16 protein-coding genes are annotated in these 17,321 nt (G+C 71.9%); 2 read left to right on the top strand and 14 right to left on the bottom strand.

The features are described from left to right. Positions 1 to 264: 264 nt before the first annotated feature. On the bottom strand, positions 265 to 1,107 hold the full coding sequence (locus tag ACFWU9_RS19715) for an oxidoreductase (protein WP_384320024.1): 843 nt from the start codon (positions 1,105 to 1,107) through the stop codon (positions 265 to 267). A gap of 66 nt (positions 1,108 to 1,173) precedes the next feature. On the opposite strand from ACFWU9_RS19715, the gene ACFWU9_RS19710 reads away from it, so the two are divergent. Continuing rightward, complete coding sequence (locus ACFWU9_RS19710; protein ID WP_384320022.1) at positions 1,174 to 1,860, top strand: DNA-binding response regulator; 687 nt, start codon at positions 1,174 to 1,176, stop codon at positions 1,858 to 1,860. A 177-nt stretch (positions 1,861 to 2,037) separates the two neighbouring features. Here ACFWU9_RS19710 and ACFWU9_RS19705 read toward each other — a convergent pair whose 3' ends face one another. The 11 genes from ACFWU9_RS19705 to ACFWU9_RS19655 all read right to left on the bottom strand — a co-directional run bounded on the left by ACFWU9_RS19705 (position 2,038) and on the right by ACFWU9_RS19655 (position 12,847). Further along, entirely contained in the window at positions 2,038 to 2,604 is a 567-nt protein-coding gene (locus ACFWU9_RS19705) for a snapalysin family zinc-dependent metalloprotease (protein ID WP_384320020.1), read from the bottom strand. Between the two features lie 100 nt (positions 2,605 to 2,704). Then, positions 2,705 to 4,201, bottom strand: a complete 1,497-nt coding sequence (locus ACFWU9_RS19700; RefSeq protein ID WP_384320018.1) for an alkaline phosphatase family protein — start codon at positions 4,199 to 4,201, stop codon at positions 2,705 to 2,707. A 176-nt stretch (positions 4,202 to 4,377) separates the two neighbouring features. Continuing rightward, the gene (locus tag ACFWU9_RS19695) at positions 4,378 to 5,439 is read right to left on the bottom strand and encodes a 2-aminoethylphosphonate ABC transporter substrate-binding protein (RefSeq protein ID WP_384320016.1); all 1,062 of its coding nucleotides are present in this window, start codon (positions 5,437 to 5,439) and stop codon (positions 4,378 to 4,380) included. Between the two features lie 98 nt (positions 5,440 to 5,537). Next, on the bottom strand, positions 5,538 to 6,335 hold the full coding sequence (locus ACFWU9_RS19690; RefSeq protein ID WP_384320014.1) for an ABC transporter permease: 798 nt from the start codon (positions 6,333 to 6,335) through the stop codon (positions 5,538 to 5,540). Then, positions 6,322 to 7,170, bottom strand: coding sequence for a 2-aminoethylphosphonate ABC transporter permease subunit (locus ACFWU9_RS19685; protein WP_384320012.1), 849 nt, complete (start codon positions 7,168 to 7,170; stop codon positions 6,322 to 6,324). Before ACFWU9_RS19685 ends, ACFWU9_RS19690 begins: the two co-directional genes overlap by 14 nt. After that, complete coding sequence (locus ACFWU9_RS19680) at positions 7,163 to 8,248, bottom strand: ABC transporter ATP-binding protein (RefSeq protein WP_384320010.1); 1,086 nt, start codon at positions 8,246 to 8,248, stop codon at positions 7,163 to 7,165. Before ACFWU9_RS19680 ends, ACFWU9_RS19685 begins: the two co-directional genes overlap by 8 nt. Continuing rightward, positions 8,245 to 8,943 (bottom strand): phosphonatase-like hydrolase, encoded by a 699-nt coding sequence (locus tag ACFWU9_RS19675; protein WP_384320009.1) that lies wholly within the window; start codon positions 8,941 to 8,943, stop codon positions 8,245 to 8,247. Before ACFWU9_RS19675 ends, ACFWU9_RS19680 begins: the two co-directional genes overlap by 4 nt. A gap of 5 nt (positions 8,944 to 8,948) precedes the next feature. Continuing rightward, the gene (locus ACFWU9_RS19670) at positions 8,949 to 10,073 is read right to left on the bottom strand and encodes a TIGR03364 family FAD-dependent oxidoreductase (protein ID WP_384320007.1); all 1,125 of its coding nucleotides are present in this window, start codon (positions 10,071 to 10,073) and stop codon (positions 8,949 to 8,951) included. 151 nt (positions 10,074 to 10,224) lie between these two features. After that, positions 10,225 to 10,983, bottom strand: a complete 759-nt coding sequence (locus tag ACFWU9_RS19665; RefSeq protein WP_384320005.1) for a GntR family transcriptional regulator — start codon at positions 10,981 to 10,983, stop codon at positions 10,225 to 10,227. 194 nt (positions 10,984 to 11,177) lie between these two features. Then, the gene (locus ACFWU9_RS19660) at positions 11,178 to 12,272 is read right to left on the bottom strand and encodes a winged helix DNA-binding domain-containing protein (RefSeq protein ID WP_384320003.1); all 1,095 of its coding nucleotides are present in this window, start codon (positions 12,270 to 12,272) and stop codon (positions 11,178 to 11,180) included. Beyond that, positions 12,272 to 12,847, bottom strand: coding sequence for a DinB family protein (locus ACFWU9_RS19655; protein WP_384320001.1), 576 nt, complete (start codon positions 12,845 to 12,847; stop codon positions 12,272 to 12,274). Before ACFWU9_RS19655 ends, ACFWU9_RS19660 begins: the two co-directional genes overlap by 1 nt. A 140-nt stretch (positions 12,848 to 12,987) precedes the next feature. Here ACFWU9_RS19655 and ACFWU9_RS19650 point away from each other — a divergent pair, with 140 nt between their 5' ends. Continuing rightward, complete coding sequence (locus ACFWU9_RS19650; RefSeq protein ID WP_384319999.1) at positions 12,988 to 13,983, top strand: helix-turn-helix transcriptional regulator; 996 nt, start codon at positions 12,988 to 12,990, stop codon at positions 13,981 to 13,983. Between the two features lie 25 nt (positions 13,984 to 14,008). Here the strand turns inward: ACFWU9_RS19650 and ACFWU9_RS19645 are convergent, their stop codons facing one another. Both ACFWU9_RS19645 and ACFWU9_RS19640 read right to left on the bottom strand, forming a co-directional pair. Beyond that, a complete protein-coding gene (locus ACFWU9_RS19645) occupies positions 14,009 to 15,901 on the bottom strand; it encodes a LamG-like jellyroll fold domain-containing protein (protein WP_384319997.1) in 1,893 nt (630 codons plus the stop codon). A gap of 617 nt (positions 15,902 to 16,518) precedes the next feature. After that, positions 16,519 to 17,295, bottom strand: a complete 777-nt coding sequence (locus ACFWU9_RS19640) for a vWA domain-containing protein (RefSeq protein ID WP_384319995.1) — start codon at positions 17,293 to 17,295, stop codon at positions 16,519 to 16,521. Positions 17,296 to 17,321 lie beyond the last annotated feature (26 nt).

Genomic DNA, 17,321 nt, shown 5'->3' with positions numbered 1-17,321 from the left:
CGGCCAGTTCACCCTCGGCTTCAAACTCTTCGGCATCGAAGTCACCCACGAAGAGAAATCACAACAGATCACCGGCAACCCCACCTACGCCACCGCCCCCAAAAGCGGCGGCGCCCGCCCCTGGGTCGACTGGAAGAACTGCAGCAAAATCAAACCCATCCCGACGTAACGGTGTCGGGCGACCGCCCCTGGGTACGACGCCGCCCCCCGGCCTTCGCCGGGGGGCGGCGCCCGTCCGTCCGGGCGGCTGTCGACGCGGGGCCGTCAGCCACGCAGCTCGGCCAGTTCCCTCTCCCCGAGAGCAAGACCGCTCGCCCCGAGGTTCTCCTCCAAGTGCTCGACGGAGCCCGTTCCGGGGATCGCCAGGACGCTCGGCGAGGATGCCAGCAGCGCGCTGAGCGCGACCTGGGGGACGGTCGCGCCCAGGCGGGCCGCGACCTTTTCGAGGCGGGTGGTGTCGAGCGGGGTGTGGCCGCCGCCGAGCGGGAAGTAGGGCACGTACGCGATGCCCGCCCGCTCGCACTCGGCGAGCAGCGCCATGTCGTCCGCGTACGCGTTCTGCACCGCCGTGACGGGCGCGACCGAGCGGGCCTCCTGGAACTGGGCGAGGTCGACGTTGCTGACGCCCAGATGGCGGATCAGCCCCTCCTCGCGGAGCTGGGCCAGCACCGCGAACCGTTCGCCGATCGACTCGCCGCCGGGCCCACCCGCCGCGCCCACCCGCAGATAGACGAGGTCGAGCCGGTCGAGACCGAGGGCGCGCAGATCGCCCTCGACCAGGCCGCGCAGCTGGTCGGGGGCCGCCTGCCCGGTCGGCCTGCCGGTCGGTCCGAGCAGCGGGCCGACCTTCGTCGCGATCACCAGGCCTTCGGGGTAGGGCGTCAGCGCCGTACGGATCATCTCGTTGGCCCATACGTCCCCGACGCCGTAGAAACCGGCCGTGTCGATGTGGTTCACGCCCAGCTCGACCGCCCGCCGGAGCACCGCCCGGCCGGTGCCGGGGTCTCGTGCCGGGCCGTCGAAGGTGTTCCTGGCCAGGCGCATCGCGCCGAAGCCGAGACGGTTGACGGGCAGGTCTCCGCCCAGGGGGAATGTCGTGATCGTCATGGCTTCATCGTGGCCCCGGGCGCGGAGCCCGGCGAGGTCGTGGCAGCTTGCTGCCAGACTGGTGGTATGCGGAACGAGCGAGTGTTCTCGGTGCGGGGCGACGCGGAGCTCGTCGCGCGTGCCGGCCATCTCTTCGACTCCGCGCGGACCGAGTTCGTGTGCGCCGCACGGGACCTCGACACCTGGTCGCTGCCGGAGGCCAGGGCGGGGATCGCGAAGCGGATGGGTGGTCCTGCGGATTCCGGGGGCCGGATCACGGTCCGCAAGCTCCTCAGCCCCGTGGCGCTCGCCGACGAGGAGGCGAGGGCCCATCTGCGGGAGGTACGGGACCGGGGCGCGCTCGTACGGATCAGCGGGTCGCTGCTGCCGCACGAGACGATCCTCATCGACCGGCGGGTGATGATCCTCGCGGGCCGGGAGGCCCCGGCGTCCCCCGCCGGCCGCGAGTACACGGTGACGACGTCGGAGACCCTGGTGGAGGGCGTCCACTCGATGTTCCGGGCGATCTGGGACAGCGCCGTCGATCTCGACACCTATCTGCGCGGTGATGTCCCGCACCTCGACGCGGAGGGCCGCGCGATCCTCGAAGCGCTCGCCTCGGGACTCACCGACGAGACCTCGGCCCGACGGCTCGGCGTCTCACTGCGCACGTACCGCCGGCGCGTCGCCGAACTGATGTCCGCCCTGGAGGCGGACTCCCGCTTCCAGGCCGGGCTGAGAGCGGCCGAACTGGGCCTGCCCCGCCGCCCCTGACCACCCCGACGCCACGGGCCCAACGGTCCGGGGCCCCGGCGTCGCGGCCCTCGATCAGCGCACCGTAGCGCCGGACAGGGCTTGGCGGCAGGCGAATTGGGGGTGTCGAGGGCCGTACGCCCCGGAGTGCGGATCGCGCTCCGGGGCGTACGGGTGGTGGGAGTCAGGTCCCGGTGATCAGTCCACGATCAGCGTGTTGAGCGGTGCGTCTCCGGCCGTGCGTGCGAAGGCGCCGCCGAAGTAGCCCTCGACCGCCGACTTCTCGGCCGCGTTCGGGTACGCGTTGGTGCACGAGGTGCCCGCGGTGGAGCCGGACATCAGGCTGCTGCAGGGGCCGGGCTTGATGTCCGGCAGGCCCAGTATGTGGCCCAGTTCGTGCGACGAGATGCGGATCGTGTTGTGACCCTCGTTCACCGCCTGGCGGCCGATCCAGACGGTTCCGTTGCCCAGCGACGTGGTCTGGGCGCGGGGCCAGCCGTTGTCGGCCAGGATGCGGATGTTGGCGCGCTGGCCGGAGGCGACCGGGCGCAGTTCGACGGCGTCGACGCTCTCGTTCCAGATCGCCGCCCCCCGGTCGACCGCGGACCTGAACTCCGCCGAGGCGCTCGCGTCGTAGGTGACGACGCGAGCCGCCGCGGCCACGTCCTCGGTGGTGGAAGGGGCGGCCGTGGCCTGGCCGCTCATCAGGGAGAACGTGACAGCCAGCGCGGCAACGAGTCCGCCGGTCAACTTACGGATGTGCATGGTCGACCTCCTTGGGGGGAGAGAGTCGTGGACATGACATGAAGTTCCCCTGCTCACTGCCCAACGAGCCCTGACACCAATCCGTCAATCCCCTGACGGCTCACGCACCGCCGATCCCCACCCGATCCACCGTCCAGTACCAGTTGTTGCCCGCCGTGTAGCGGAACCGGACCTGCGCCGTGCGGGCACCCGCCGGGACCTGGAGGGGGATCGACTCGACCCGGGACACGACGTCCGCGGTGTAGGTCCTCACCGGGACCGGGGTGCCGCCGTCGTACGAGACGAGCACCTCGCCCTTCTGGGGCGACTCGTGACGGTAGTGCGTGGTGTACGTGAGCGTGGCTGTACGGCCTCCGGTGACCGGCCAGGCCGGGCTGACCAGGGTGGAGTCGAAGGTGCCCGTCGACGCCTTGTCCACCCATTCGTCACCGTCGGCGACAGCGAAGACGTTCCGCGCCCGTACGTTGTTCTCGCGCCACTGTCCCCGCTCCGCCCCGGTCCAGAACTCGTCGGTGGTGAAGGCCCAGCCGCGCCACTCGGTGACGCCGCCGCTGCCCATCGCCCGGTTGTCGACGGACCAGCCGGCCGGCGGGGTGTGGGTGAAGCCCAGGGTGCCGGCCGGGATTCCGGTCTCGTCGACGCGGCCCGTCAGCAGGGGACGCAGGCTGTCGAAGGCGTCCGGCGCGGGCTGTTGCAGCGGGCGGCCGTCCAGCCCCCACGACGCGGCGATGGGAATGCCGAGGTGCGCGAGCGCCGACGCGGCGACGTCGGGCATCTTGATGTCGTGGCGCGTCGAGCCCGCGGTGATGGAGCCGCCGGCCGCGATGAGGAACGTCTGCCGCTCGGCACTGCTGGAGCCACCGTGGCCGCCCGCGTCGGTGTGCCCGTGGTCGGTGGTGACCATGATGAGCCAGTCCTCGGAGCCGTAACCGCTCCGCGCCCGCACCGCGTCCACCATTCGCCCCACCTGCGCGTCCGCCTCCCGGATCGCCTCCAGGTAGCGCGCGGAAGCGGCGCCGTAACTGTGGCCCGCGTGGTCGATGTTGTCGAGATGGACGAAGACCGCGTCGCGGTTGCCGTCACGCAGCTCGGCGACCGCCCGGGCCGTGGTGCCGGTGTCGTACTCGGCCGAGGGCGTGGAGACGCGGGTGTCGACCGCGGCGGAGAAGATCGTCGTGGTGACCGGATTCCAGGAGGCGACGGCGTACGTCGACAGCGTGGGCCTCGCGGTCTCGATACGGGTGAGGAAGTCCGGGTACTGGCCGAACCGGTGACCGGTGAAGTTGTTGTCCTTCACCCCGTGCTTGTCGGGCCAGACACCGGTGATGACGGTGGACCAGCCGGGCCCCGACACCGTCGGGGCCATGGGATCGGCGGGGAGCGGGCTCACCGAGGTGAGACCGCTCGCCATCAGAGCGTCGAGACGCGGCGCGTCGGTGTCCCTGATCCGGCCGAGCAGGGCGCCGTCCAGGCCGATGACCAGGACTTTGGGAGTACGGGCCGCGGCGTGCGCGGTGGCAGCGGCGAGGGGTCCGGCGGCGGTGGCGAGGGCGACCGCGCCCGTGAGGAGCTTGCGGCGAGACAGACCTGATGACACGTGGGTCCTCCGAGTTCACGTCCGGGCAAAGGAGTTGAGGCATAGGGGGCAAAGGCGTGGGGGCATGCCTTGGGGGATGGGCGGGCCTTGGGGGGATGAGCAGGAGAAACAGATCTGGGTCCAGACCTGTTATGAAGTCGTCATACGTGGCGACGGGCCGTCCGCGTCGTGCCGGATCAGCTGCCGGTGGCCGACTTCCATGCGTCCACGTAACCGTCCAGGTTCGTGCCGATGTCCGACCAGTCCGGCTCGAAGATCTCCACGCCGTCCATCAGAGCGGCCAGTTTCTCGGCGTTGGGGTCGGTGGCCTTGATGTCCTTGCGCGCCGCGAAACCGCCGCCCACCGCGCTGACGTCCTTCTGCGCCCGCTCGGAGAGCATGAAGTCCAGCAACTTCTTGCCGTTGGCCGTGTGGGGCGCCTTGTCGATCAGCCCCGCCGCGTACGGAAGCGCGAAGCTGGTGGGCCGGCCGTCACCCTTGGCCGGGAACCAGATGCCGAGGTTGGGCATGTCCTTGGACTGCGCGAAGTTCATCTGGACATCCCCGTTGGCGGCGAGGAGTTCGCCCTTGTCGACCTTGGGCGCGAGCTTGCCGGTGGAGGCGGACGGGCCGACGTTGTTCGTCTGGAGCTTCTTCAGATACTCCATCGCCGGCTCCTCGCCGCCGAAGTCGTGCATCGCCTTGATCAGGACGGCGGTCCCGTCACCCGCGACGCCGGGGGTGGAGTACTGGACCTTCTCCTCGAACTTCCCGTCGAGCAGCTCCTCCCAGGACGTGGGCGGGCTCGTCAGCTCCTTCTTGTTGTAGACGAAGCCGAAGTAGTTGTTCACGACCGAGGTCCACTTGCCGTCGGACGCCTTGTCCGCGCCGTCGACCTGGTCGGCGCCCACAGGTTCGTACGCGGCGAGAAGGCCCTTCGTGTCGGCCTGCTGGATGAACGGCGGCAGGGTGACGATGACATCGGCCTGGGTGTTGGACTTCTCGCGGACGGCGCGCTGCACCATCTCTCCGGAGCCTCCCTCGACGTATTCGACCTTGATGCCGGTCTCCTTCTCGAAGTCCTCGAAGACCTTGTCGTACCAGCCGTCGCCGTTCTCACCCTTGAGTCCGTCGGCGCTGTAGACGGTGACGACCTTCTCGTCGGCGGCGCTCGACGAGCCGCCGCACGCGGCCAGGGTCACGACGAGGGCGAACGTGCCGCAGACGGCGGCGGCGGGCTGTATCTGGTTCTTGCGCATGGCTGGTCCTCCTGTGGAACGGTCAGCGGGTTGTCGCGGGAAGCGGGAAGCGGAAAAGGCAAGGGGTGACGGGAGGCGGAAGGCGGGAGGGACCGGTCTCAGCGGTACGACGCCCTGGTCCGGACACGGGAGACGGCGAGCAGTACGAGCAGCGTCGTCCCCATCAGGACCACCGCGACCGCCGCGCCGGTGAACAGCGAGCCGCGGTCGGTCGCCGCGAAGATCTGCACCGGCAGGGGCGTCCAGTCGGGCGGGTAGAGCATCATCGTGGCGCTCAACTCGCCCATGGACAGGGCGAAGCAGAGCCCCGCGGCCGCCGTCAGGGACGGCAGCAGCAGCGGAAGTCTGATCCGCCACAGGACGTACGAGGGACGGGCGCCGAGGCTGGCCGCCGCCTGCTCGTACATCGGGTCGAGGCGCGAGGCGGCGGCCGAGACGGACTGGTAGGCGAAGGCCGTGACCAGGACGGTGTGCGCCAGGATGACGATCCAGCGCGTCCCGTTCAGCAGCACCGGCGGCCGGCTGAAGGCGACCAGCACCGCGAGGCCGACGACGACGGACGGCACGGCGACCGGCAGCATGAACAGCACGTCCATGAACCGCTTTCCGCGCTTGCGGAGCGCCTGGGCAGCCAGCGCCGCCCAGCTGCCGACGAGCAGGGCGAGCAGGCTCGCGGTGACCGCCGTGACCAGGCTGGTGGTGAGCGCCCGGACGGAGTCGCCGCTGGTGGCCGCGGTGTAGTGCTCGGTGGTCGGTCCGGAGGGGAAGGCCCCGGACCAGTTCGTGGCGAGGGACGCGGCGACGACGACCAACAGCGGCACCGCGAAGAGGGGGACGAAGAGCAGGAGGAAGACGGTCCAGGCGGCCCACTTCCCGGCCCGGCTATGCACCAACACGGCGGCTCACCATCCGGTAGAGGCTGTAGAGGCCCACGGAGATCGCGATGTTGACGACGGCGACGACACAGGCGGCCGGGTAGTCGGACTCCAGGATCGCCTTGCCGTAGATCAGCATCGGCAGGGTGGTGACGTCCTTCGCGCCGGTGAACAGCACGATCCCGAACTCGTTCAGGCACATCACCAGGACGAGGCTGCCGCCCGCGGCGAGCGCCGGAAGGGCCTCGGGGAGGATCACCCGCCGTACGATCCGGGCCGGTTTCGCGCCGAGCGAGGACGCCACCTCCAGCTGGGCGGTGTCGAGTTGGGAGAACGCGGCGAGCAGGGGCCGCATCACGAACGGCGTGAAGTACGTGATCTCGGCGAGCAGCACACCCCAGGGCGTGGTCAGGAAGTGGAACGGGCCGTCGGCGGCGCCGGTGACATCCGTCCACAGACCGTTGGCCATGCCGACCGTGCCGTACATGAACAGCAGGGCGAGCGTGATCAGGAACGACGGGAAGGAGAGGAAGACGTCGACGAACCTGGCGACCGCCTTTCCGCCGGGGAACGGCACGAAGGCGATGATCAGGGCGAGGGCAAAGCCGAGGACGAGACAGCCGGCGGTCGATCCGGCCGCGAGCCACACGGTGGTGGTGAGCGCCTCGCGGAACGCCTCGGAGGCGAACACGTCGGCGTACGGGGTGAGTGAGGTGCCGCCCTCGTCAGGGGAGACGGACTGCTGGACGACGAGGGCCAGCGGATAGAGCAGGACCAGCGCGAGGACGGTCACGGGCGGCAGCGCCCAGACGACGCGCGGGATTCGCCCCCTCTCCGCGAGACCGGTGCTACTCATCCCCCGCCCCCACAGGCAGCAGCACCGCGTCCTCGGTGGCGAAGTGGAGGGTGGCGGTGGCTCCGGGCGCGGGCGGCTCGCGCAGCTCGCGCAGGTCCGCCTTGAGCCGGTGGCCGTCGACGTCCACGTAGAGACGGTGGGTCGAGCCGCGCCACTGGACTTCGGTGACGGTGCCGGTCAGGGCGTTGGGGCCGTCGCCGAGCCCGACCAGATGCGGCCGGACACAGAGGGTGGCGGTGACGCCGCCGCTCAAGTCGCCTGTCGAAACGGCGAGTTGGTGGCCGGCGAAATCGACGTGGTCCTTGGCGACGGTGACCGGCAGCAGGTTGGCGTTGCCGACGAAGGACGCGGTGAACTCCGTACGGGGGTTGCGGTACAGCTCCTGCGGGGTGCCGCAGTCCTGGAGCCGCGCCCGGTCCATGACGGCGATCCGGTCGGCGAGGGTGAGCGCCTCGACCTGGTCGTGGGTGACGTACAGGATGGAGACGTCCGGGAGTTCACGGTGGAGTCGGGCCAGCTCGGCGAGCATGCCGGAGCGCAGTTGGGCGTCGAGCGCGGAGAGCGGTTCGTCGAGCAGCAGGACGCCGGGGCGGGTGGCGAGCGCGCGGGCGATGGCGACGCGCTGCTGCTGGCCGCCGGAGAGTTCGCGCGGATGGCGGGTGGCGTAGCCGGCCATGCCCACGAGTTCGAGGGCGTCGGCGACGAGTTCGGGGATCCGGGCCTTCGGCGCCTTGCGCGCCTTGAGCCCGAAGGCGACGTTGTCCGCGACACGCATGTGCGGGAAGAGCGCGTACTGCTGGACGACCATGCCGATGCCCCGCTTGTGCGGGGGCAGCCCGGTGACGTCGCGCCCGCCGAGGAACACCCGCCCCGAGACGGGCCGCACGAAGCCGGCGACGGCGCGCAGGGCGGTGGTCTTCCCGGAGCCGGACGGCCCGAGGAGGGCCATGACCTCGCCGGGCCCGACGGTCAGATCGAACCGGTCGAGGACGGTGTTGCCGTCGTACGCGACGCTGACCTGGTCGAACCTGATCCCGCCGGCCTGCGCCTCCGGTACGGCTTCGGGGCCGCGCTTCATGCCTCGGCCCGCGCTATCAGATCCGGCAGTTCGGCGACCGACCCGATGACGTGGGTGGCCCCGTGGCGGGTGAGCCGGTCTTTGTCGTGGGCGCCGGTGAGGACACCCGCGACGATCCCGGCCCCGGAGCGGACGCCGCTGAGCATGTCGTACGAGGTGTCCCCGGCGACGACCATCCGCTGGACCCCTTCCACCGCGCCCGTGCGCAGGAAGGCGGCGAGGACCATGTCCGGGTACGGGCGGCCCCTGCCGCCCGCGTCCGCCGGGCAGAGCGTCAGGGCGACGAGGTCCTGCCAGCCGAGGGCTGCGAGGATCGCGTCCTGGGTGGCGCGGGCGAAGCCGGTCGTCAGGACGACGGTGCGGCCTTCGGCCTGAAGCGCCCCGATGGCCTCCCGGGCGCCGGGGATCGGCGCTATCCGGCCGCCGTAACCGAGTTCTCCGTACGCCTCCTCGAAGGCGGCGTTGGCCCGCCGGGCGCGGTCCTCGTCGCCGAAGAGATGGCGGAAGACGGAGATCTTCGACTCGCCCATGGTGGCGCGGACGTGGTCGAGCTTCTCGGCGTGGTCGGCGGAGCCGGGTGCCACGCCGAGGCGTTCGGCGGCGGCCGAGAACGCCTGCTCGACCAGGCCTCCATCGGCGACGGTCGTACCGGCCATGTCGAGGACGATCAGGTTCAGCTTGTCGGCGGTAGGCATGTTCCTCACCAGTCCAGTTCGTCGGCGGTGGCTTCTGCGATGGCGGGCGAGCAGGTCATGCCCCGCCCGCCGGGCCCGGTGACCAGCCAGACGCCGTCACGCACCTGTTGGCGGTGGACGACTCGGCCGGTGTCGGTGCACTGGGCGTAGACCCCGGCCCAGCGGTGCCGGACGCGTGGCAGCGGCCGGCCGAGGAAGGACTCGACGACCCGGGTGAGGTGCTCGTACGGCTCCTCCACCGTGTCGAAGGCGAAGGGGTGCTCGTACTCGTGGGTGTCGCCGATGGTCAGCCCGCCGTCGGCGCGCTGGACCATCAGCAACTGCATCCGGTGCTCGGCCGCGGCCGGGGCCTGTGGCCGGGCGGCGTTGAAGGCGTCCAGTGCGTCGCCGAGATAGGCGGGGTAGTAGCGGAAGCTGTCGGCGTCGGCGACGGAGGTGGTGAGGTCCTCGCCGAGCGGGTCGGTCTGCATCATCTGGAGGCGGACACGGCGCACGGGCAGGCCGGGGCCGGCCAGTTCGCGGACGAGGCCGCCGAGCCAGGCGCCGGTGGCCAGGATCACGGCGTCGCCGGTGTGGATGTCGCCGTGGTCGTCGCGTACGGAAGCGGTGCCCACCACCTCGCGGACCTCACGGCCGCCGAGGAAGGTGTAGCGGCCGGAGGCCGACAGGGTTTCCCTCAGGGCGAGTTGCGCGGTACGCGGCTCGACGGCCGCGTCGCGCTCGCACCACAGCGCGCCGGTGAAGTCGCCGCGCAGCGCGGGGTTGGCCACGCGGGCCTCGTCGGCGGTGAGCAGCTTGTACCCGCGGTCGGCCGCGTCGGGCCGGGCGACGGCCGCCTCGGCGACGGCGGTCTCCAGCTCGTCACGCAGCGGGGTCAGGGAGCCGCAGGGCCGGAAGCCGAGAGCGGGTACGCGCGCGCCGATCTCCTCCCAGAGCTCCCGGGCCCGGAGCGCGGTGACCAGCTCCTCGCCGCCGGCCCGGCCACTGACCCATATCTGGCCGAAATTACGGAGTGACGCTCCGCGTGCCTCGCTCTCGCGCTCGATCTGTACGACCTCGTGGCCGCGGTTCACTGCGTGCCAGGCGTGCATGGTTCCCACCACGCCGGCTCCTACGACGATGACTCTCACGCCGTCCACGCTCGGTGCGGAGGGCGGCCCGCACAGGTCGGAACGGCAACGGGACGGTGAACGACCTGCCAAACTTGGACTAGACCCGTTATCTTTCCGTGATGCATGAGAGCGCGCGGGACTCGGCCGATCGGGCCGGGCGAGCGCCCGGTCAGGCGCCGAGGTGGGTGGTGAAGGAGAAGCGGTCGCCCCGGAAGAGGGTCCGCACCCGCTCCAGCGGACGCCCGTCGCTGTCCCGCGACAGCCGGTGCATCAGCAGCATCGGCAGGGCCGGGGGCGTACCGATCAGCAGCGCCTCGCGGGGAGTCGCCAGCACCGTCTCGATCCGCTCGTCCGCGTCCCCGAAGGAGATACCGAGCCGGTCGCGGAGGTAGGCGTAGAAGGAGGAGTCGGGATCGAACCGGGTGTCCAGCTCGGGGACACGGTCGACGGAGACGTACGTACTCTCCAGGCCGACGCGCTCGTCGTCGGCGAGCAGCACACGCTCCAGATGCCAGACGGGTTCACCGGGGCGCACCCCGACCTCGGCGGCGAGCGTCCCGGGGCACGGGAAGCGGTCGAGGCCGATCAGATGCCGGCCCGGCCGGCGCCCCTGCCGTCGTACGCCCTCGGTGTAGCTGGCCAGCGACAGCGGCTGCTCCAGCTTGGGGCCCGCGACGACGGTGCCCCGGCCCTGCCGGCGCAGCCGGCCCTCCAGCAGGAGCTCCCGCAGCGCCTGGCGTACGGTCTCGCGGGACACCTCGTAGCGCAGGGCCAGGTCACGCTCCGTGGGGAGGAGTCCCCCCTCGCCCAACTCGTCCACCAGTACGCTCAGTTCGGCCTTCACGGCGTAGTACTTGGGGATGCGGCCGTGCTCCGGGATGCCGGAACGGATGGGTGCGCCGGGTGCGTAGGCGTTCAGGGGGTCCACGACCCGATGGTGTCAGACGCGCGAGAGGGCCCGTCCGGGCCCTCTCCGGACGGGCCCTCCGCGCGGAGGTCGCCCCAGCCCCTCACCCCACTGACCTGCGCACCCCGTCGCACGCACCTCGTCACACGCACCCCGCCGAGCGCATCGTGTCGCGCACATCGCGTCGCCCGGCCGCCTCCCCACCTGACGGCCCGTCAGTCACCCACGCGCACCCCGTCGGTCTCCCCGTCCGAGAGGAACAGCGCCATCTCCCCGCCCTGTTCCGCGACGCCCGCCCGGTCCGCGCGGGAGAGCCGGACCAGCGGGGTCACCGTCACCGTGCCGGACTCCACCGTCCAGGTCGCGGCGACCCGGCCGTCGAGCAGGACCACGCGTTCGCCGGCGACCGACAGACCGCGGTGAGCGTCGTCGATGATCCGGCCGCGGTCGTGGTAGCCGAGGATCGCGTTGTCGAACGCCGGCAGGAACCGCACCGGAGCCGGTGTGTCCGGGTCGGGGCGCGGCGCGTCGGGCAGGTCCAGCAGGTCCCGGCCCCGCTCGTCCCGGAAGGTCACCAGCTCCTCGCGCAGCGCGGAGACCGCGGCCGGCAGCCCGGCCAGCCCGCACCAGGCGCGCAGGTCGGCCGAGGCGGCGGGGCCGTACGCGGCCAGATAGCGGCGCAGCAGCGCCTGGCCCACCGGGTCGGAAGCGTCCGGCGACAGCGGGGCGATCTCCCGGCCCAGCCAGCTGGCGAGCGGGACGCTCCGTACCCCCGCCCTCGTCCGCCACAGTCCGCGCGGCGGCAGCTGGACCGTCGGGATCAGCGCGGTGATCAGCATCTCCCCCAGCGCCCGGTGCCCCGCCGCCGGCCAGCGTCCGGCCACCGCGCGTGCCAGCTCGGTCATCGAGCGCGGCTCACCGTCCGCCAGCACCGCCCGGCCCGCCGCCGCGAGCTCTTCGAGGTCCGTCTCCGCGAGCTCCGCGCGGTAGACCCCCAGCACCCGCTGGCGCAGCATCGCCTCGTGGCGGGCCCGCCAGGCCAGCGCGTCCTCGGCCGTGACCAGATGGACCGTACGGCGCATGAGATGCGTCCGCACCACGCGCCGGCCGGTCAACAGGTCCGAGAGCGCGGCCGGTTGGAAGGCGCGCAGCCGTGACCAGAGTCCGGGATAGGGCTCCTGCGGTTCCTGCGCCTGGAGTCCGCCGAGGTGCGCCACGGCGTCGAGGACGGGCAGGTCCGAGCGGTCGAGCAGCAACTGCCGGGCCAGGGTGGCGCGGTTGAGCGCCCTGGTGCCGAGAACGACGGTCATCAGGTCGACTTCTGCCCGTCGATCGTCTCGCGCACGATGTCGGCGTGGCCGGCGTGCTGCGCGGTCTCGACGACGAGGTGCATCAGCACTCCGCGTACGCTGCGGACCGCCCCGGCCTCGTTCCAGGGCGCCTCCGGCAGCGGGTGCGTCACCGACAGGTCGGGCAGGGCGGCGACGATCTCCGCCGTCCTGGCGGCGACCTTCTCGTAACGCGCGAGGATTCCCGCCGACGTGTCGCCGGGCCCCATCCGGAAGTCGTTCTCGCGGTCGATCGCCCACTGCGGGTACTCGGCGGCCGTTCCGTCGGCGAACTGGGCCCAGGTGACGCCCTCCGGCAGCTCGAAGCTCATCGCCGACGGGCCGTCGACGGCGAAGCGCATCCATGCCTCCTCGGTGGACGCGACGTGTTTGATCAGGCCGCCCAGCGACAGCTCGCCGGCGGTCGGGCGCTCACCGAGCTGCTCGTCGGTGAGCCCGCGCGCGGTGTTGACCAGGGCGGAACGCGCTTCCGCGAGCGCGGCGAGCAGGTCGGAGCGCTCGGCGTCGAGGGTGGGGGAGGCGGGTGTGGCGTTCATCGTGGGCGTCGCCTTTCGGAGGTCCGTCACTCGGGATCGCGGTGTCGTGCCCGGACTGTCGTACTTGTTCTCCGGCACAGGACAACCTTCTCAACAGAAGAGGACAGGGTGTGGCCGCTTCTCCGGGGACAATCGACCGTATGCCGAAGACCTCAGCACGACTGCTGTCGATGCTCTCGCTGCTCCAGGCCCGCCGGGACTGGCCGGGGGCGCTGCTGGCCGAGCGGCTGGACATCAGCCCGCGGACCGTGCGCCGCGATGTCGACCGGCTGCGCGAACTGGGCTACCCCGTGGTGGCCACCAAGGGGCCGGAGGGCGGGTACCGGCTCGACGCCGGTACGGAACTGCCCCCGCTGCTCTTCGACGACGACCAGGCCGTGGCCCTCGCCGTGGCGCTCCAGATCGCCACGACCACCGGCGCGGGGATCGGGGAGGCCGCGGTACAGGCGCTGGGCACCGTACGGCAGGTCATGCCGGCGCGGCTGCGCCGCCGTATCGACACCCTGCGGATCACGGCCGTCGAACCGCCCGCGGCACGGGCCGTTCCGCAGGCCGACAGCGGTGTGCTGATGGCGCTCAGCGCCGCCGTCCACGCCCGCGAGGAGCTGCGCTTCGACTACGCGAGAGAAGGCGACGGCGACGGCGCGCCCCCGCGCCGGACACAGCCGCACCATCTGGTCACCCGGAGCGGGCGCTGGTATCTCGTCGCCTGGGACCTCGACCGGGAGGACTGGCGGACGTTCCGCGTCGACCGGATCACCCCGCGTACGCCGACGGGCCCCCGCTTCACCCCGCGTGAGGTGCCCGGAGGTGATGTGGCCGCCTTCGTCGTGAGGAGATTCCAGGGCGTTTACGGCTCCGACGGCTCCGGTGAGTGGCCCTGCCGGGGCGAGGTGATCCTCGATCTGCCGGCCGGGGAGGTGTCCCGTTTCCTCCGCGACGGACTGGTGGAGGAACTGGGCCCGGGCCGCTGCCGGGTTGTCCTCGGCTCGTGGTCATGGGCCGGTCTCGCCGCCACCGTCGGCAAGTTCGACGCGGACATCGAGGTCGTCGGACCGCCCGAACTCCGCGAGGCCTTCGCCCAGTTGGCCCGTCGCTACGCCGACGCCGCGGCCGGCCGCCCCGGGGGGACGTAGGCCGGCCGCGGCGTCGGCCGCGCGTCTACTCGACGGGCAGCAGGAAGTCGCCCGGTCTCAGGGCGCGGTCGACGATGCGGGTGTCGCCGATCCATCCGTAGAAGCCCTGGCCGAACTTCTCGTCGAACTGGGTACCGCCGATGGCGAACGGCTTGCCCAGCGTGGCGATGCCGGTGGCCCGCTGCGAGGGGTTGCGGGCGATCTTCGAGCCGTCGACGTACATCACCGTGCGGCGGCCGTCGTTGACGACCGCGATGTGCGTCCAGCGGCCCACGGGCAGGGCGTGGCTCCACGACGTGGGGTCGGCGTCCTGCACGTGCGGGTAGAGCACGAACTGGAGGAACCGCTCGGGCGTGATGTTGAGGCTGCACGTCGGCTCGTCCGTCGACCAGCCCGTCGTCTTGCCGGCGTCGCCGTTGCGGCCCTCCCAGCTGAGGATGCCCATCCAGGCGTGGTCGCCCTCGTAGGGGTCCGGCAGCTTGATGAACGTCTCGATGGTGAAACCGGACGTGAACCGGGCGCTGTTGAGCGGTGCCTTGGCGCTGGTGGTGAGCACCGCGCCCCGGTCCGGGCTCTTGCCGCCGTCGAAGCGCAGGCTCGCGTGGGCCGGCTGGTGGGTGTGGTGGTCGGCGGAGCGGGTGAGCACCTCCGCCGCGCTGTCGTGCAGGAGTTGGACACGCAGGTCGTTGCCGTGGCCGGAGAGGTCGCGGGCGACGACGCCCGTGCCCACGGCGGACCCCGGTCCGCCGGGACCGGCGAGACCGTCGGAGTCGAAACGCCAGTACGCCACGGTGCCCCGCGGCATCACGCGGCCGGCCGGGCGCGGCTTCGGCGGGACGAGGCCGTCGAAGCCCTTGAACCGCTCGGCGAAGTCGATGTCCAGGGTGAACCGGTCGACGTCTCCGGTCAGTTCGACCGTCTCGGCCTCCAGCGGCGTCCGCTTCTCGGGGTCGCGGCGCAGGAACCACGGGGAGAAGGTCTCGACGTCGACGACGTCGCGCGCCGTGTCGAAGGCGTAGAGCCGGATCATGGCCGCGCCGCCGTAGTAGCGGTCCTGGTAGTTGGTGATGTGCACGTGCACGTCGTGGCCGGCGTCGTTCTTCAGGACCGTACGGCCCGAGGGCCAGTAGTGCCCGCCCAGCGCGAGGAAGATCTGGTCGTTGCCCCGGATGAGACGGTCCCAGAGGCGCTGACCGTTGTCTGAGAGGTGTGCCTCGCCGTTGTCCTCGGCATAGGCGATGTCATGGGTGGTCACCACGGCGGGCATGGTGGGGTGCTTGTCCAGGACGCCCTGCGCCCAGGCCAGTGCGGTGTCCGAGGCGCGCCAGTCGAGGGCGAAGACCAGCCAGCTGCGGCCGGCCGCCTTGATCACGTGGTAGCTGTTGTAGCCGCCGGGCGAGGCGCCGCCGAAGGTCGGCATGCCGGTGAACCGGGCGGGACCGAAGGCCTTCAGATAGGCGGAGTCGCCGCGCTGGTCGTCCTTGCTGCCGTCGATGTCGTGGTTGCCCGCCAGGACGCTGTAGGGCAGCTTGCCGTGGATGGTCCGGAAGGTGTGGGCGGCGAGCTCGATCTCCTGCTCGGTACCGTGCTCGGTCACATCACCGAGGTGCGTCATGAAGGCGATGTTCGCCTCCTCGCGCTCCGACACGAGGTAGTCGAAGGTCTCCCGCAGCGGCTCCGGGTCGGCGCTGTCGGCGTCGAAGAGGTACTGCGTGTCCGGCAGCACGGCGAGCGCGAAGCGCGGGCTCTCCTCGTCGTAACGGCCTCGTCCGGAGGAGGCGGCGCCGGGCGCGTGCGGTGCGGCGGCCTGGGCCGACTGCGCGCCCAGGACCGTGGTGGCGGCTCCGGCCGCGGGGACGGCGATCGCCGCTTGCAGCAGCGACCGGCGGTCCGGACCGGAAGTGTTGGACTTGCTCATACGATCTCCCAGCTCTCGACACCTTGCGTGTCCGTGGGGATCGTGTGCCTCTCCGGCGACCGCCCGACAAAGCCGCACTGAACACCGGCCATCGCGGACCGGTCCGGAGCCCCCGGGGCCGGGGGGGCCGGGGCCGGGTCCGGGGGCTCCGGGCCGGGGAGCCGGGGCCGGGGCCGGGTCGGGGGGCTCGGCCCGCCGGACCGGGGCCGGGGGGCCGGGGCCAGGGCCTCCGGGTCCGGGGGCTCCAGGTCCGGGCGCTCCAGGCCGGAGGCCGGGCCGGAGGGCTCCGCGTCCGGAGCCTCCGGGGCCAGGAGCCTCCGGGCCAGGAGCCTCCGGGCCAGGGGCCTCCGGGTCGGGGGGCCGGGGCCGCGGAGCCGGGTACGGGGCCTCCAGGTCCGGGAGCCTCGGCCCGCCGGGCCGGAGCCCGGGTCGGTGGGCTCCGCGTCCGGAGCCTCCGGGGCCAGGGGCTCCAGGGCCAGGGGCCTCCGGGTCGGGGGGCCGGGGCCGGGGCCTCCAGGTCCGGGGCCTCCGGGGGCCAGGGGCTCCAGGCCCGCCGGGCCGGAGGCGCTGCGGTGGGCCGGGGGCCGGGTCGGGGGCGCCGCGGTGGGCCGGAACGCTCAGCGCCGTACGATGCCCGCCCTCCGCGCCTCGGCCAGCCACTCCGGGAACTCGTTCAGCAACTGGTCGTACAGACGCGCGTCCGAGAGGGTCTTCGGCGACGGGCCCGCCGCGAAGAAGCCCGCGTTGTCGATCACCCGCCGCTCCGGCACCGGCAGGTCGTCGAGCTTGCGCAGGAACTGGAACCGGTCGTTGCCGAAGCCCACGAACTGCCAGAAGAGCGGCAGCCTCGCCGCCGTGCACAGCACATGCTCCGCCGCCGCCTTGGACGAGGGCGAGCCGTCGGTCTGGAACACGACGAACGCCGGATCGGTGGCCCCGGACGACTCGTAGTGGTCGATGACGGCCTGCATGGCGACGTGGTAGTTGGTCCGGCCCATGTGCCCGAGCTCCTGGTGCAGCACATTGATCCGGTTCCGGTAGTCGTCGAGGCCTATCTCGGTGGTTCCGTCGACCTCCGTGGAGAAGAAGACGACCGGGACCACCCCGTCGTCGTCCAGATTCGCCGCCAGCGCGAGGGTCTGCTCCGCGAGATGCTGCACCGAGCCGTCCTTGTAGAACGGCCGCATGCTGCCCGAGCGGTCCAGCACCAGATAGACGGCGGCACGCTGCCCGCCGATGTCGTGCTTGGCGAGGGAGACCGCGGCGGTCTTGTAGAGGCTGACGAGCCCCGGCGCACGCTCGGCGACCCTCTGCTCGGTGATCGCTTCGACCGGGACCTCGTAATTCGGGTACCGGCGCCCCAATTTGGTGAACTTGCGGTAGTCGATGGCCATACGCAGTGATTGTGCGGCAACTGACC

Origin of the sequence: Streptomyces sp. NPDC058653 (assembly GCF_042716895.1) — a bacterium.
Classification (GTDB): domain Bacteria; phylum Actinomycetota; class Actinomycetes; order Streptomycetales; family Streptomycetaceae; genus Streptomyces.
Note: the sequence above shows the minus strand (reverse complement) of the source record. Positions and strands in the feature narration are given on the sequence as shown.

Bases quoted from the DNA above. Each gene is read 5' to 3' on its own strand.
- ACFWU9_RS19715 (WP_384320024.1), bottom strand. From the start codon at position 1,107: ATGACGATCACGACATTCCCCCTGGGCGGAGACCTGCCCGTCAACCGT.
- ACFWU9_RS19710 (WP_384320022.1), top strand. From the start codon at position 1,174: ATGCGGAACGAGCGAGTGTTCTCGGTGCGGGGCGACGCGGAGCTCGTC.
- ACFWU9_RS19705 (WP_384320020.1), bottom strand. From the start codon at position 2,604: ATGCACATCCGTAAGTTGACCGGCGGACTCGTTGCCGCGCTGGCTGTC.
- ACFWU9_RS19695 (WP_384320016.1), bottom strand. From the start codon at position 5,439: ATGCGCAAGAACCAGATACAGCCCGCCGCCGCCGTCTGCGGCACGTTC.
- ACFWU9_RS19685 (WP_384320012.1), bottom strand. From the start codon at position 7,170: ATGAGTAGCACCGGTCTCGCGGAGAGGGGGCGAATCCCGCGCGTCGTC.
- ACFWU9_RS19680 (WP_384320010.1), bottom strand. From the start codon at position 8,248: ATGAAGCGCGGCCCCGAAGCCGTACCGGAGGCGCAGGCCGGCGGGATC.
- ACFWU9_RS19675 (WP_384320009.1), bottom strand. From the start codon at position 8,943: ATGCCTACCGCCGACAAGCTGAACCTGATCGTCCTCGACATGGCCGGT.
- ACFWU9_RS19660 (WP_384320003.1), bottom strand. From the start codon at position 12,272: ATGACCGTCGTTCTCGGCACCAGGGCGCTCAACCGCGCCACCCTGGCC.
- ACFWU9_RS19655 (WP_384320001.1), bottom strand. From the start codon at position 12,847: ATGAACGCCACACCCGCCTCCCCCACCCTCGACGCCGAGCGCTCCGAC.
- ACFWU9_RS19650 (WP_384319999.1), top strand. From the start codon at position 12,988: ATGCCGAAGACCTCAGCACGACTGCTGTCGATGCTCTCGCTGCTCCAG.
- ACFWU9_RS19645 (WP_384319997.1), bottom strand. From the start codon at position 15,901: ATGAGCAAGTCCAACACTTCCGGTCCGGACCGCCGGTCGCTGCTGCAA.
- ACFWU9_RS19640 (WP_384319995.1), bottom strand. From the start codon at position 17,295: ATGGCCATCGACTACCGCAAGTTCACCAAATTGGGGCGCCGGTACCCG.